This window comes from Pseudonocardia sp., from assembly GCF_025465255.1.
In the GTDB taxonomy this organism is placed as follows: Bacteria; Actinomycetota; Actinomycetes; order Mycobacteriales; family Pseudonocardiaceae; genus Pseudonocardia.
Window position 1 is genome coordinate 83,628 of sequence record NZ_JAODNI010000204.1, and the last position, 13,790, is coordinate 97,417.

Sequence of the window (13,790 nt, forward strand, 5' to 3'; positions counted from 1 at the left end):
CCGGGTCCTGTGAAGGTCCCGGGAGGATCATCATGTCCGTCGTCACGTCCACGCGTCCCGTGCAGACTGCCGTGCAGGCCCCCGCCGGCACCTGCGCGACGCTCCCGTCCGTCGTGGGGTGCGACCTGCGGATCCCTCTCGTCGACGGGCGCAGCGTCGCCTACGCCAACCTCGACGTCGCCGCCAGCGCCCCCGCGCTGCAGGCCGTCGCGGACCACGTCGCCGAGCTGCTCCCCTACTACGCCAGCGTGCACCGCGGCGCCGGGTACGCCTCGCAGGTCTGCACCGCGGTCCTGGAGCGGGCCCGCACCACGATCGGCGAGTTCGTCGGCGCCCGCGAGGACGACGTCGTCGTCTTCACCCGCAACACCACGGACGCGCTGAACCTGCTGGCCGGCGCCGTCCCCGGCCCGGTGCTCATCCTGGACGTCGAGCACCACGCGACCCTGCTGGCCTGGCGCGGTAGCGGCGGACACCGCGTGCTGACCGCCGGGCCGACCGTGGAGGCCACCCTCGAGACGCTGCGCGAGGCGATGGCGGCCCGGCCCACCGCCCTCCTCGCGATCACCGGCGCGTCCAACGTGACCGGGGAGATCCTGCCGGTCGAGCGCATCGTCGAGATCGCCCACTCGGGCGGCGCCCGCGTGGTCCTGGACGCTGCGCAGCTCGCTCCGCACCGCCGGGTCGACATCGCCACCACCGGCGTGGACTACCTCGTCCTGTCCGGGCACAAGCTCTACGCCCCCTACGGCGCCGGCGCGCTGATCGGCCGCCGGGACTGGCTGGACGTCGCGGCCCCGTACCTCGCGGGCGGCGGTGCGGTTCGCGCGGTCACGACCGACGGCGCCACCGCGGAGGTCTCCTGGTCCCCCGCCCCGCACCGGCACGAGGCGGGCACCCCGAACGTCCTGGGTGCCGCCGCGCTCGCCGCCGCCTGCCGGGCGCTGGACCCGATCCTGGACGACGCGGTCGCCCACGAGCGCGCGCTGCTCGCCACGCTGACCGACGGCCTCGCCGCGATCCCCGGCGTCACCCCGCTGACGATCTGGTCCGACGCCCCGGACCGGGTCGCGGTCGCGAGCTTCACCGTCGACGGCGTCCCGGCCGGCCTCGTCGCCGCGTACCTGTCCGCCGAGCACGGGATCGGGGTGCGCGACGGCAAGTTCTGCGCCCACCCGCTGCTCGCCCGGATCGCCGGCGGGAGCGACGCCGTGCGGACCAGCCTCGGCCTCGGCACCACCGCCGAGCACGTCGAGCGCCTGCTCACGGCCCTGCGGGCGCTCGTCACCGACGGCCCGGGCGTCGGCTACTCGATCGTCGACGGCCGGTGGCAGCCCACGTCGGACCCGCGGAACCACGACCCGCTCCGCCTCGGCGACGCCCGGCCGCGCCGGGTGCGGCCTGCGGCGAGTGGCTCAGCGGCGAGTGAGTCGGCGGCGAGTGGGTGAGCGCAGGCTCCGGGCGAGGGGAACCCCGGGCCGGTAGGCCAGGTGCAGGTGCGTCGGCGCGTCGAGGACCGCGAGATCCGCGCGGTTCCCCGGCGCGACGACCCCGATGTCCGTGCGCCGCAGCGCCCTCGCCCCGCCCGCCGTCGCGGCCCACAGCGCCTCGGCGGGCGTCATGCCAATCTCCCGGACGGCGAGGGCGATCATGAACGGCATCGACGACGAGGAGCACGTCCCCGGGTTGCAGTCCGTGGCGAGCGCGACGGTGACGCCGGCGTCGAGCAGCCTGCGCGCGTCCGGGTAGGGCGACCGCGTGGAGAACTCGACGCCCGGCAGCAGCGTCGCGACGGTGTCCCCGCCGGCCAGCGCGTCGACGTCGTCGCCGGTCAGGTAGGTGCAGTGGTCGACGCTGGCCGCCCCCAGCTCGACCGCGAGCCGCACCCCGGGCCCGGGCCCGAGCTGGTTGCCGTGCACCCGCAGCCCGAGCCCCGCGGCCCGGCCGGCCTCCAGAACGGTCCGGGCCGCATCGCCGTCGAAGGCGTGCGGACTGGCCGGTTCGCAGAACACGTCGATCCAGCGGGCGTGCGGGGCGCAGGCGTGGAGCATCTCGCCGGTGACCAGCGCGACGTAGGAGTCCACGTCGGTCCCCGCGGGGACGACGTGGGCGCCGAGGAAGGTCGTCTCGGGGGTGACCTCGGCGGCGAGCCGGAGCGTGCGGAGCTCGTCGTCGACCGTCAGGCCGTAGCCGCTCTTGATCTCGACGGTGGTCGTGCCCTGCGCGCGCAGCTCCGCCACCCGGCGGGCGAGCAGGGCGCGCAGCACCTCGTCGGGGGCGGCGCGGGTGGCCTCGACGGTCCGGGCGATCCCCCCGCCGTCGTAGCGCTCCCCCGCCATCCGGGCCGCGAACTCGTCCGCGCGGTCCCCGGCGAAGGCCAGGTGGGAGTGGGAGTCGACGAAGCCGGGCACGACCGCGCGCCCCTCCACGTCGATCCGCTCGTCGGCCGCCGGGGCGGACGCGGCGGGGCCGACCCAGGCGATCAGCTCGTCGTCGATCACCAGGGCGGCGTCCTGCAGGGTCCCGCGCTCCGGGTCCTGCGTGGTGAGCTCGCCGATGCCCGTGACGAGGGTGGTCATTCGTCCCTCCACAGCGGCTCGATCGTGGTCCGGAGCAGCGCCGCGACGTCGCCGAGCCGGTGCCGGCGGCCCCGGACGACCAGGACGCCGCCCACGATCACGGTGTCCACGTCCGCGGCGGTGGCGGCGAGGACGATCTGGGCGGGGTCCGCGCCCGCCGTCCGGACCGTGTCCGTGCGGACCGCGACGAGATCGGCGGGCGCGCCGGCCTCGATCCGCGCGCTCCGCTCGCCGAGCACGTCGTTCGCCGTCAACGCGTCGAGCAGGTCGGTGGGCGTGAACCGGCCGCGTTCCCCGGTCCGGAGCCGCTCGTGCATCTCCAGGGTCCGCGCCTCCTCGAGGAGGTCGATCACGGCGTGCTGGTCGCTGCCGAGGGACAGCCGGACCCCGGCGTCGGCGAGCTGCCGGGCCGGCCCGAGGCCGTCTGCGAGGTCGCGTTCGGTCGTCGGGCAGAGGCAGGCGGCGGTGCGGGTGCGGCCGAGCAGCGCGACGTCGGCGCCGGTCAGATGGGTGGCGTGGACGGCGGTGGTCCGCTCGCCGAGGACGCCGGACTCCGCCAGCAGCGCCGTCGGGGTCAGGCCGTGCGCCGCCAGGCAGGCCTCGTTCTCGGAGGGCTGTTCGGAGAGGTGGACGTGCAGCGGCAGGCCCGCGGCGGCCCTCGCGACGACCGGCAGCTGGTCCCGCGGGACGGCCCGGACGGAGTGCACGGCGGCGCCGACCCGCATGCCGTCGCTCCTCCGCAGCGCGGCGACCCGGGCCGCCCACGCCTCCGCCGTGCCGTCGCAGAACCGGCGCTGGACCGGGTCGAGGCCGACGCCGAACCCGCCCGCGAGGTAGCAGGCGTCGAGCAGCACGAGCCGGATCCCGGCGTCGGCGGCGGCCTGCCGCAGCGCCTCGGTCATCGCGTTCGGGTCCGCGTAGGGCACCCCGCCGCGGCCGTGGTGCAGGTAGTGGAACTCTCCCACCGACGTGACACCCGCGAGCGCCATCTCGGCGTAGACGGCGCGGGCCAGCGCCAGGTAGGAGTCCGGGTCGAGCCGCTGCGCGACGGCGTACATCCGCTCCCGCCAGGTCCAGAACGTCCCGCCGCGGTCGTGCGTCCGCCCGCGCAGCGCCCGGTGGAAGGCGTGGCTGTGGGCGTTCACGAAGCCGGGCAGTAGCACCCCGGGCAGCACGAAGGCGTCGCCGGCCGGAACCCCGGTCTCCACCGAGGCGATCACGCCGTCCGCCACCGACACGAGCACGTCCGGCGTCGTCCCGCCGGGCAGCTGCGCGTACCGAACCCAGAACCGCGTCAGGGAGCCATGTCGCGGATCCGGGGGCCCGGGATCGGCGTCGTGGCTCCGGGGTGCGGTCATCGGGCGAGGTGCTCCGCCACCGCGGTCAGGGCTTCGACGCCCTGGTGGCAGTCCTCCGGTTGCGCGTGCTCCTCCGGGGCGTGGGAGATCCCGGTCGGGTTCCTGACGTAGAGCATCGCCGCCGGGATCCCGACGGACGCGAGGATCCCGGCATCGTGGCCCGCGCCGGTGGGGAGGACAGGGGCGTCTCCCACCAGGGACGCGAGGCGGGCCCCGAGGGCCGCATCGAACGTCGTCGCCCGCGTCCAGGACTCCTTCGCCACCGTCCCGCCGTGCTCCCGCGCGGCGGCGATCACCTCCGACACCACCGCCGTCACCCGGGCCTCGTCCGCGCCCCGGGCGTCGAGCCAGGCCGTGACCTGCGACGGAATCGCGTTGACCGCGTTCGGTTCCACCGTGACCTTCCCGCAGGTCGCCACCGCGTCGTGCCGCTCGGCCGCCGCCCGGATCCGCTGGACGACGTCCGCGAGGGCGAGCATCGGATCGTCCCGGTCGGCGAGCCGCGTCGTCCCCGCGTGGTCCGCGCGGCCGGGCAGGGTGATCCGCCAGCGGCCGTGCGGCCAGATCGCGGAGCCGACGGCGACCGGCCGGTCCAGGTCGACGAGCCCGCGGCCCTGCTCCACGTGCAGCTCGACGTAGGTCCCGATCCGGCGCAGGGTCTCCGTGTCCCGGCCGATCCAGGCCGGATCGTGTCCGGCGCGGGTCATCGCCTCGGCCATCGAGACGCCGTCGGGGCCGGTCAGCGCGCGGGCGCGCTCCGGGTCGAGCAGGCCGGTGAGCAGCCGCGATCCCGCGCAGGCCACGCCGAACCGGGCACCCTCCTCGTCCGCGAAGTGCGCGACGGCGATCGGCCGGGCCGGCACGACCCCGCGGGCCCGCAGCTCGTCGAGGGCCGCGAACGCGGACACGACGCCGAGCGGGCCGTCGAACGCGCCCCCGTCCGGCACCGAGTCCAGGTGCGAGCCGAGGACGACGCCCGGCCCGTCGACGTCCGGGTCCCCCCACCAGGCCCACTGGTTGCCGCATCGGTCGGTGACGAGGTCGAGCCCCCGCGCCGCCGCCTCGCCCGCGAACCACTCCCGCAGCAGGGAGTCCTCCGCCGTCCAGGCGAACCGCCGGTACCCGCCGGACCGCGCCAGCCCCACTGGCACCAACGCCTCCCAGAGCGAGTCGAACCCCCGCGTCAAGGAGCCGCAACGCGATTCAGAGCCCGCAGAATCCGCGTCACGGCTCCACAACGCGGTCATGCCTCGTCCAGGGGGATGCGGATGCCGGCGGTCCTCGCTGTTGCTCGGGCGGTGTCGTAGCCGGCGTCGACGTGCCGGATCACGCCCATGGCCGGGTCGTTGGAGAGCACCCGCTCGATCTTGGCCGCAGCGAGCTCCGTCCCGTCCGCGACGGTCACCTGCCCGGCGTGGATCGACCGGCCGATGCCGACCCCGCCGCCGTGGTGGATCGACACCCAGGTCGCCCCGGACGCGGTGTTGACCAGCGCGTTCAGCAACGGCCAGTCCGCGATCGCGTCCGAGCCGTCGAGCATCGACTCGGTCTCCCGGTACGGCGAGGCGACGGAGCCGGTGTCCAGGTGGTCCCGGCCGATCACGATCGGGGCGCTGATCTCGCCCGAGGCGACCATCTCGTTGAACCGCACGCCCGCGAGGTCCCGCTCGCCCTGGCCGAGCCAGCAGATCCGGGCGGGCAGCCCCTGGAACGCGACGCGCTCCTGGGCGGCCCGGATCCAGCGGTGCAGCCGGTCGTGGTCCGGGAACAGCGCCAGGACGGCGTCGTCGGTCGCCCGGATGTCCTTCGGGTCCCCGGAGAGGGCTGCCCAGCGGAACGGGCCCTTGCCCTCGCAGAACAGCGGCCGGATGTAGGCGGGTACGAAGCCGGGGAACGAGAACGCGTTCTCGAACCCGCCGCGCCGGGCCTCGTCCCGGATCGAGTTGCCGTAGTCGAAGACCTCGGCGCCCGCGTCCGCGAACCCGACCATCGCCTCGACGTGCCGGGCCATCGACTCCCGCGCCCGGTCCGTGAACTCCTCGGGCTTGGTCCGGGCGTAGTCCGCCCAGTCGTCCACGGTGACGCCGGCGGGCAGGTACGAGAGCGGATCGTGCGCGGAGGTCTGGTCCGTGACGACGTCGGCCTCCACCCCGCGGCGCAGCAGTTCGGGCAGCACGGACGCGCAGTTCCCGACGAGCCCGACGGACAGCGCCTCCCCCGCCGCTCTGCTCTGCGCACACAGACGCACCGCCTCGTCGAGCGACCCCGCGAGCCGGTCCAGGTAGCGGTGCTCGATCCGGCGACGCAACCGCGCCTCGTCGACGTCGACGACCAGGCAGACCCCGCCGTTGAGCGTCACCGCCAGGGGTTGCGCGCCGCCCATGCCGCCGCAGCCGCCGGTGACGGTCAGCGTCCCCGAGAGAGTGCCGCCGAACCGCTTCTCGGCGACGGCGGCGAACGTCTCGTAGGTGCCCTGCAGAATTCCCTGGGTGCCGATGTAGATCCACGAGCCGGCCGTCATCTGGCCGTACATGGTCAGGCCGAGCTGTTCGAGCCGACGGAACTCGGGCCAGTTCGCCCAGTCCCCCACCAGGTTCGAGTTCGCGATCAGCACCCGCGGCGCCCACTCGTGGGTCCGCATCACCCCGACCGGACGGCCGGACTGGACGAGCATCGTCTCGTCGTCCGCCAGCGTGGTCAGCGTCCGGACCAGCGCGTCGTAGGACTGCCAGTCCCGGGCCGCGCGGCCGGTCCCGCCGTAGACGACGAGGTCGTCCGGCCGCTCGGCGACCTCGGCGTCGAGGTTGTTCATCAGCATCCGCAGCGGGGCCTCGGTCTGCCAGCTGCGGGCGGTCAGCGTGGTGCCGCGCGGGGCGCGGACCGGACGGGCGCCGTTCATGTGATTGCCTCCTTCGGAGGCTCGTGCGTGGATGGCGTCGCCCTGGCAACGAGATCCGCGCACGAGCGCGTCAGCGCAGAACTCCGGTGATCGTCTCGGCGGCGGACAGGACGGAGCCGTTCGCCACGGCGGCGACAGCGGCCTCGATCTCGGGCGCGAGGTACCGGTCCGGGCCGGGGCCCGGGACGGTCTCGCGCAGCAGGTCCCGCACCGCGGCGGTGGCCGGAGCGGGAGCGAGTGGGGCGCGCAGGTCCAGCGCCCGCGCGGCGGTGAGCACCTCGATCGCGACGACGCGCCGCAACCCGTCGACGGCGGTCCGCAGCTTGCGCGCGGCCGCCCAGCCCATCGAGATGTGGTCCTCCTGCATGGCGCTCGACGGGATCGAGTCCACGGAGGCGGGGACGGCGAGCCGCTTGAGCTCGGACACGATCCCGGCCTGCGTGTACTGGGCGATCATGTGCCCGGAGTCGACGCCGGCGTCGTGCGCGAGGAAGGCGGGCAGGCCGTGGTTGCGGGCGACGTCGAGGAACCGGTCCGTCCGCCGCTCGCTGACCGACGCCAGGTCCGCGACCGCGATCGCCAGGAAGTCCAGCACGTACCCGAGGGGCGCGCCGTGGAAGTTCCCGTTGCTCTCCACCCGTCCGTCGACCGTGACGACCGGGTTGTCGATCGCCGCGGCGAGCTCGCGGTCCGCGACGGCCTCGGCGTGCGCGAGGGTGTCCCGCGCGGCCCCGTGCACCTGGGGCGCGCAGCGCAACGAGTACGCGTCCTGCACGCGGGTGCAGTCCGGCCCGCGGTGGCTCGCCATGATCGACGACCCGACGAGCAGTGCGCGCAGGTTGGCCGCGCTGGCCTGCTGCCCCGGATGCGGGCGCAGTGCGACCAGGTCCTCGGCGAACGCGGCGTCCGTCCCGAGCAGGGCCTCGACGCTCATCGCCGCGGCGACGTCGGCCGTGGCCACCAGGCGTCGGAGGTCGTGGCAGGCGAGCACCAGCATCCCGAGCATGCCGTCGGTGCCGTTGATCAGCGCGAGGCCCTCCTTCTCCCGCAGCGCGACGGGCGCGAGCCCGGCGGCCGCGAGGGCCTCGGCGGCGGGGAGCAGCCGGCCGTCGGCGTCGCGGGCCTCGCCCTCCCCCATCACCGCGAGCGCGCAGTGGGCGAGCGGCGCGAGGTCCCCGGAGCAGCCGAGCGAGCCGTACTCGCGGACGACCGGGGTGATCCCGGTGTCGATCAGGGCGGCGTAGGCCTGCGCGGTCTCCATCCGGACCCCGGTGCGCGCGGTCAGCATCGTGGACAGCCGCAGCAGCATGAGCGCCCGGACGACCTCGCCCTCCACCTCCGGCCCGGAGCCGGCGGCGTGGGAGCGGACGAGGTTGCGTTGCAGGTCGCCGCGCCGGTCAACGGGGATGTGCCGGGTCGCCAGCGCGCCGAAGCCGGTCGAGACGCCGTAGTGCGGCACGACGTCGTCCGCGAGCGCCTCGATCACGCGTCGCGTCTGCCGGACCGCGGCCTCGCACTCCGGGTCGACGGCGAGCGCCGCCCCGCCCCGGGCGACGGCGACGACCTCCTCCCGGGTCAGCGGGCCGGATCCGATGGTGACGGTTGCGGTGAGGGTCGACAGCACGTCGAGAACCCAACACCCGTCGGAACCGCCACACCAGGCGATCCGGCGATCGCCGTCCGATATCCCGGACAGTTCGCTTAGATCAGGGAGTGTCCCGCGTTCCGGCCGCCGCCCAGACCCTGGCGATCCTGCGCCATCTCGCGCGCCAGGCCGGACCGGTGCCCGCCGCGGCGATCGCGCGGGACCTCGGGATCCCCCGCTCGACGACGTACCAGCTGCTCACGACGCTGGCCGAGGAGGCGTTCGTCGTGCATCTGGAGGACGAGCGACGCTACGCGCTGGGCCTCTCGGCCTACGAGCTCGGCAGCGGGTACCTGCGGCAGGCCCCGCTGCAGCGCCTCGCCCGGATCCCGCTGGCCCGGCTCGTGGACCGGGTGGGCCACACCGCGCACCTCGGGGTGCTGCACGGGCGGGACGTCGTGTACCTCATCGAGGAGCGCGCGCCGGGCCGGCCGCCGCTGGTGACGGACGTCGACGTCCGGTTGCCGGCCAGCCTCACCGCGAGCGGCCGGGCCATGCTCGCCGGGCTGCCCCCGGCCCAGGTCCGCGCGCTCTACCCGACACCCGACGCGTTCGTGGTCCGGCACGACGCCGGGCCACGCTCGCCGACGGCGCTGCGCCGGCTGCTCGTCGAGGTTCGCCGCGACGGGTACGCGACCGAGAACGGAGAGGTCACGCCCGGTTTCGCGTCCGTCGCGGTCGCGGTGCCGGACCACCTGGATCTGCCGGTGGCGAGCGTCGCGGTGACCTACCCCCGCGGCGCGGACGAGGACCGCGACGTGATCATCGCGGAGGTGCAGCGCACCGCCCGCGCCGTCCGGAACCGGATGGGCGGATAGCTACGGCAGGATCGAGTCGATGTACCCGCCGTCGACTCGCACCGCCCCGCCGGTCGTCGCCGAGGCGAGGTCCGAGCTGAGGTACACGACCATGTTCGCGATCTCCACCGGCTCGATCAGCCGCTGCAGCAGCGACTGCGGCCGGTGCTCGCGCATGAACCGCCGCTGCGCCTCGTCCCAGGGCAGGTCGTCCCCGACGAGCTCCGCCACGAAGTCCTCGACGCCCTCGGTGTGGGTCGGCCCCGCCAGCACCGAGTTCACGGTCACCCCGGTGCCCGCCGCGGCCTTCGCGAACCCGCGCGTCACCGCGAGCTGGGCGGTCTTCGTGACCCCGTAGTGCACCATCTCCACCGGCGTCACCACGGCCGAGTCGCTGGAGATCGACAGCACCCGGCCGAACCCGCGGTCCATCATCCCGGGCAGGTACGCCCTGGTCAGCCGGATCCCGGCGAGCACGTTGACGTCGAAGTAGCGGCGCCACTCGGCGTCGTCGATCTCCAGGACGGGGACCGCGCCGAAGATCCCGAGGTTGTTCACCAGCACGTCGACGTCCGGGAGCTCGGCGATCAGCCCTGCCGCGCCCTCGTCGTCCGCGACGTCCGCGGCAATGCCCCGCAGCCGCGCGTCCGGCACGTCGGCCGCGATCCGCGTGACCGCCTCGTCGACCCGCGCCGCCGTCCTGCCGTTGACCACCACCTCGGCGCCCGCCTGCGCGAGCCGGGTCGCGATCGCGCGCCCGATGCCCTGCGTCGAGCCCGTCACCAGGGCCGTACGTCCACTCAGACCGATGTTCACACCCGGTGCAAGTCCGCCGTGACCGCCGGTTCTTCCTCGGGGGTGACGCGGGTCGCCCGGCCGAGCGGTTGACACCAGCAGACAGACCTGTCTATATTCCACGAATTGGGCAGACCGGTCTACTCAATTGGAGTGAGACATGACCGCACCGCACCGCGACACCGTTCCCAACGCCCTCGTCACGGGCGCGACCTCCGGAATCGGCCGGGCCACGGCGATCGCCCTCGCCGAGAAGGGCTTCGCGGTGGTCGTGCACGGTCGTGACGCCGGTCGCGGTGAGGCGGTCGTCAAGGAGATCATCGTGGCCGGCGGGCGGGCCCGGTTCGTCTCCGCCGAGCTGGGGGACGCGGCGGACGTCCGGCGCCTCGCCGAGGAGGCCGGCGACGTGGACGTCCTGGTGAACAACGGGGGCTTCGCCTGGTTCGGCCCCACCGCCGACCTCGGCGCCGACACGTTCGACTCGCTGTTCGCGAGCAACGTGCGCTCGGCCTACCTGCTGGTCGCCGCGATCGCGCCCGCGATGGCCGCGCGCGGGTCCGGCAGCATCATCAGCGTTGCGAGCGTGGCGGGCGAGATCGGGCTGGCCGGCGGCGCCGCGTACGGGGCGACGAAGGCGGCGCTCTCGTCGCTGACCCGGTCCTGGGCCGCCGAGTTCAGCCCGAACGGGGTCCGGGTCAACGCGGTGGCGCCGGGTCCCGTCCACACGAACGGCGCGAACCCGGAGCTGATCACCGCCCTCGGCGCGACCACGCTGCTCGACCGCGGCGCCGAGCCGGAGGAGATCGCCGAGGTGATCGCGTTCCTGGCTTCGCCGGGTGCCGCCTACGTCACCGCCGCCACGATCGCGGTCGACGGCGGCCGGACGGCGATCTGATCCGTCGGACAGACCGGTCTGGCAGAATCGGGACATGCCTAAGAAGGCGAGCGCCGGGAGCCCGAGCAGGGCTTCGGCCCGCGAGCGGCTGCTCGCCGCCGCGAGCGAGCTGTTCTACGCCGAGGGCGTCACCTCCGTCGGGATCGACCGGGTCATCGAGAAGGCGGGCGTGGCCAAGGCGACCCTCTACAACGCCTTCGGCAGCAAGGACGAGCTGATCAGGGCCTATCTCCAGGCCCGGCACGCCGCGACCCGTGAGCGCATGACCCGCGAGCTCGCGGCACGCTACGCCACCCCGGCGGAGCGGCTGGTCGGCGTCTTCGAGGTCCAGGGCCTGAGCTTCACCGACCCTGCCTTCCGGGGCTGCGCCTTCGTGAGCGCCAGCGCGGAGGCGCGGCCCGGCGGGGCCGTCGAGGAGGAGTCCGGCACGTACCGGACCTGGGTGCACGAGCTGTTCCACGACCTCGCCGTGGAGGCGGGCGCGAAGGACCCGAAGGCGCTCGCCCAGCAACTCGTCCTGCTCTACGACGGCGCCGGTATCGGGGCGTGGATGGACCGGGACCCGAGCGCGGAGGACGCGGCGAAAGCCGTGGCCGCCACGCTGGTGCGGGCGGCCACGGCACCCTGAGGCCGGACCCGGTCACCCTCCCCGGTGGCCACCCGCGTGCTCTGCCGCCCACCGGCGATGGCCGCCGGCAGGTCCCGGGTGTACTGGTGCCCGGGCGCGTCGAACAGCTCCTCGGTCGGGCGGAGCTCGAGCACCCGCCCGTCGCGCATGACCGCGACGCGGTGCGCGATCCGGCGGACGGCGGACAGGTCGTGAGAGATGAACAGGTAGGTCAGGCCGCTGTCGCGCTGCAGCTCCTGCAGCAGGTCCAGCACCTGGGCCTGCACGGACACGTCCAGCGCGGACACCGGCTCGTCGCACACCCGTACCGCGCGAGAGGCGGCAGACCCGGCGCCCGAACGGATGCCGCGAGAGCGGTCACGACAGGGTGCCGCCGGAGACCGGCGGTCCGGCGTCCGCGCCGGGGGCGGAACCGGAGGAGCCCGAGCCGCAGGCGGCGAGGAGCAGAGCGGCGGCGGCGCGAGCGTCGTGCCGACGGTGGGACGGATGGTCCCGGCCCTCGCAGGCCGTGCGCCGACTCTACGGACACGCCGACCGGATCCGTCAATGCCGATTTCGCGGGATGTGACCGAGGCCGCTGCTCGGTCCGGCTTGCCCGCCGTTCGGCCCATGCGCTTGACTCATGGCGTGATCCGCACGCGGCTCGAGTTCTTCTGGCCGAGCCGCCGTGTGTTCGAGTTCGACGAGTTCTGTCTCCGGGCCGCGTAGCGCGACCCCCTTCCACCGGGTCGCCGCGCGGCCGCAGTCGTGTCCCCTCGCGGGCACGAGGCCCGCGACCCCCTTTCGTGCGATCCAGGAGACATCCATGTCCGTCACGGACGAACTGCTCGCCAACAACGCCCGCTACACCAAGACCTTCACCGGGCCGCTCCCGCTGCCACCCTCGAAGCACGTCGCCGTCGTCGCCTGCATGGACGCGCGCCTCAACGTCTACGGCATCCTCGGCCTCAACGAGGGCGAGGCGCACGTCATCCGCAATGCCGGTGGCGTCGTCACGGACGACGAGATCCGCTCCCTCGCCATCAGCCAGCGCCTCCTCGGGACCGAGGAGATCATCCTGATCCACCACACGGACTGCGGGATGCTGACCTTCACCGACGACGAGTTCAAGAAGTCGATTCAGGACGAGACCGGCATCAAGCCGGAGTGGGCCGCGGAGTCCTTCCCGGACCTCGACGCAGACGTCCGCCAGTCCATCGCCCGGATCAAGGCGAACCCGTTCGTCCCGAAGACCGACAGCATCCGCGGGTTCGTCTTCGACGTCGCCACCGGGAAGCTCAACGAGGTCGTCTGACCTGCCGTGATCGGCACGCGGGGCCGGCGCCACGGGATCCTCTCCCGCGTGCCGATCACCCTTTCCACGCGTAGCGGTCGCGCCGGGCACGCGGACGGGATAGAACTACAGGCCCCCCGTTCGTGTGACCAGGAGGTCGTGTGCACATCTGGCCCGGCTCGCCCTACCCGCTGGGATCCAGGTTCGACGGCGGTGGCACCAACTTCGCGATCTTCTCCGAGGTCGCCGAGCGCATCGAGCTCTGCCTGTTCGACTCCGACGGCACCGAGACCCAGGTGCCGCTGCCGGAGCGCAACGGCCTGGTCTGGCACGGCTACATGCCCCGGGTCCGTCCCGGTCAGCGCTACGGCTACCGCGTGCACGGGCCGTACGACCCGGCCGCCGGGCTGCGCTGCAACCCGTCCAAGCTGTTGCTGGACCCGTACGCGAAGGCCGTCGACGGCCGGATCGAGTGGGGCCAGGCCCTGTTCTCCTACAACTTCGGGGACCCGGACTCCTTCAACGACGAGGACTCCGCGCCGCACACCATGAAGTCCGTGGTGATCGATCCGTACTTCGACTGGGCCGACGACCGGCCGCTGCGCATCCCCTACAACGAGACCGTCATCTACGAGGCGCACGTCAAGGGCATGACGATGCGCCACCCGGACATCCCCAAGGACGTGCGCGGCACCTACGCCGGCCTCGCCCATCCGGCGATGATCAAGCACTTCCGGGACCTGGGCGTCACGGCCGTCGAGCTGATGCCGGTGCACCAGTTCGTCGACGACTCCACCCTGCAGGACAAGGGCCTGTCGAACTACTGGGGCTACAACACCATCGGCTTCTTCGCCCCGCACAACGGCTACACCTGCTTCGGCACCCGGGGTGAGCAGGTTCAGGAGTTCAAGACGATGGTCC

Annotated in this window: 12 protein-coding genes and 1 pseudogene; 6 read left to right on the top strand and 7 right to left on the bottom strand. The window is 74.0% G+C overall.

What is annotated here, in order from left to right; all coding sequences use genetic code 11:
* Positions 1-32 precede the first annotated feature (32 nt).
* Positions 33-1,448 carry an aminotransferase class V-fold PLP-dependent enzyme gene (locus JWP64_RS24750; protein WP_297501735.1) on the top strand — a complete coding sequence of 472 codons (1,416 nt, stop codon included), beginning with the start codon at positions 33-35 and terminating at the stop codon, positions 1,446-1,448.
* On the opposite strand, the gene hutI is transcribed toward JWP64_RS24750, so the two are convergent.
* The 5 genes from hutI to hutH all read right to left on the bottom strand — a co-directional run bounded on the left by hutI (position 1,416) and on the right by hutH (position 8,460).
* Positions 1,416-2,579 (bottom strand): imidazolonepropionase, encoded by a 1,164-nt coding sequence (hutI, locus tag JWP64_RS24755; protein WP_297501739.1) that lies wholly within the window; start codon positions 2,577-2,579, stop codon positions 1,416-1,418. The two genes, JWP64_RS24750 and hutI, sit on opposite strands and share 33 nt — an antisense overlap.
* On the bottom strand, positions 2,576-3,937 hold the full coding sequence (locus JWP64_RS24760) for a formimidoylglutamate deiminase (RefSeq protein WP_297501741.1): 1,362 nt from the start codon (positions 3,935-3,937) through the stop codon (positions 2,576-2,578). The genes hutI and JWP64_RS24760 overlap by 4 nt, the downstream gene beginning before the upstream one ends.
* The gene (locus JWP64_RS24765) at positions 3,934-5,124 is read right to left on the bottom strand and encodes an allantoate amidohydrolase (RefSeq protein WP_297501744.1); all 1,191 of its coding nucleotides are present in this window, start codon (positions 5,122-5,124) and stop codon (positions 3,934-3,936) included. The genes JWP64_RS24760 and JWP64_RS24765 overlap by 4 nt, the downstream gene beginning before the upstream one ends.
* 56 nt (positions 5,125-5,180) lie before the next feature.
* On the bottom strand, positions 5,181-6,836 hold the full coding sequence (hutU, locus tag JWP64_RS24770; RefSeq protein WP_297501747.1) for a urocanate hydratase: 1,656 nt from the start codon (positions 6,834-6,836) through the stop codon (positions 5,181-5,183).
* A gap of 70 nt (positions 6,837-6,906) precedes the next feature.
* Positions 6,907-8,460: a histidine ammonia-lyase gene (gene hutH / locus JWP64_RS24775; protein WP_297501750.1), complete on the bottom strand. Its 1,554-nt coding sequence runs from the start codon at positions 8,458-8,460 to the stop codon at positions 6,907-6,909.
* An 89-nt stretch (positions 8,461-8,549) separates the two neighbouring features.
* Between hutH and JWP64_RS24780 the strand changes: the two genes are divergently transcribed.
* Positions 8,550-9,299, top strand: coding sequence for an IclR family transcriptional regulator (locus JWP64_RS24780; protein WP_297501753.1), 750 nt, complete (start codon positions 8,550-8,552; stop codon positions 9,297-9,299).
* On the opposite strand, the gene JWP64_RS24785 is transcribed toward JWP64_RS24780, so the two are convergent.
* Positions 9,300-10,094 carry an SDR family oxidoreductase gene (locus tag JWP64_RS24785; protein WP_297501756.1) on the bottom strand — a complete coding sequence of 265 codons (795 nt, stop codon included), beginning with the start codon at positions 10,092-10,094 and terminating at the stop codon, positions 9,300-9,302. It abuts the gene before it with no gap.
* A gap of 139 nt (positions 10,095-10,233) precedes the next feature.
* On the opposite strand from JWP64_RS24785, the gene JWP64_RS24790 reads away from it, so the two are divergent.
* Both JWP64_RS24790 and JWP64_RS24795 read left to right on the top strand, forming a co-directional pair.
* The gene (locus JWP64_RS24790) at positions 10,234-10,968 is read left to right on the top strand and encodes an SDR family oxidoreductase (RefSeq protein WP_297501759.1); all 735 of its coding nucleotides are present in this window, start codon (positions 10,234-10,236) and stop codon (positions 10,966-10,968) included.
* A gap of 34 nt (positions 10,969-11,002) precedes the next feature.
* A complete protein-coding gene (locus JWP64_RS24795; protein WP_297501762.1) occupies positions 11,003-11,596 on the top strand; it encodes a TetR/AcrR family transcriptional regulator in 594 nt (197 codons plus the stop codon).
* Here JWP64_RS24795 and JWP64_RS24800 read toward each other — a convergent pair.
* The gene (locus JWP64_RS24800; protein WP_297501764.1) at positions 11,491-11,898 is read right to left on the bottom strand and encodes an ABC transporter ATP-binding protein; all 408 of its coding nucleotides are present in this window, start codon (positions 11,896-11,898) and stop codon (positions 11,491-11,493) included. The genes JWP64_RS24795 and JWP64_RS24800 overlap by 106 nt on opposite strands.
* Before the next feature lie 503 nt (positions 11,899-12,401).
* Here JWP64_RS24800 and JWP64_RS24805 point away from each other — a divergent pair.
* Together JWP64_RS24805 and JWP64_RS24810 are read left to right on the top strand one after the other, a co-directional pair.
* Positions 12,402-12,890, top strand: a complete 489-nt coding sequence (locus tag JWP64_RS24805) for a carbonic anhydrase (RefSeq protein ID WP_297501766.1) — start codon at positions 12,402-12,404, stop codon at positions 12,888-12,890.
* Between the two features lie 140 nt (positions 12,891-13,030).
* Positions 13,031-13,790, top strand: a pseudogene (locus tag JWP64_RS24810) (glycogen debranching enzyme); the annotation flags it as partial.

Excerpts from the sequence above, each read along its gene's own strand:
- JWP64_RS24750 (WP_297501735.1), top strand. The coding sequence starts at position 33 with ATGTCCGTCGTCACGTCCACGCGTCCCGTGCAGACTGCCGTGCAGGCC.
- hutI (WP_297501739.1), bottom strand. The coding sequence starts at position 2,579 with ATGACCACCCTCGTCACGGGCATCGGCGAGCTCACCACGCAGGACCCG.
- JWP64_RS24760 (WP_297501741.1), bottom strand. The coding sequence starts at position 3,937 with ATGACCGCACCCCGGAGCCACGACGCCGATCCCGGGCCCCCGGATCCG.
- hutU (WP_297501747.1), bottom strand. The coding sequence starts at position 6,836 with ATGAACGGCGCCCGTCCGGTCCGCGCCCCGCGCGGCACCACGCTGACC.
- JWP64_RS24790 (WP_297501759.1), top strand. The coding sequence starts at position 10,234 with ATGACCGCACCGCACCGCGACACCGTTCCCAACGCCCTCGTCACGGGC.
- JWP64_RS24795 (WP_297501762.1), top strand. The coding sequence starts at position 11,003 with ATGCCTAAGAAGGCGAGCGCCGGGAGCCCGAGCAGGGCTTCGGCCCGC.
- JWP64_RS24805 (WP_297501766.1), top strand. The coding sequence starts at position 12,402 with ATGTCCGTCACGGACGAACTGCTCGCCAACAACGCCCGCTACACCAAG.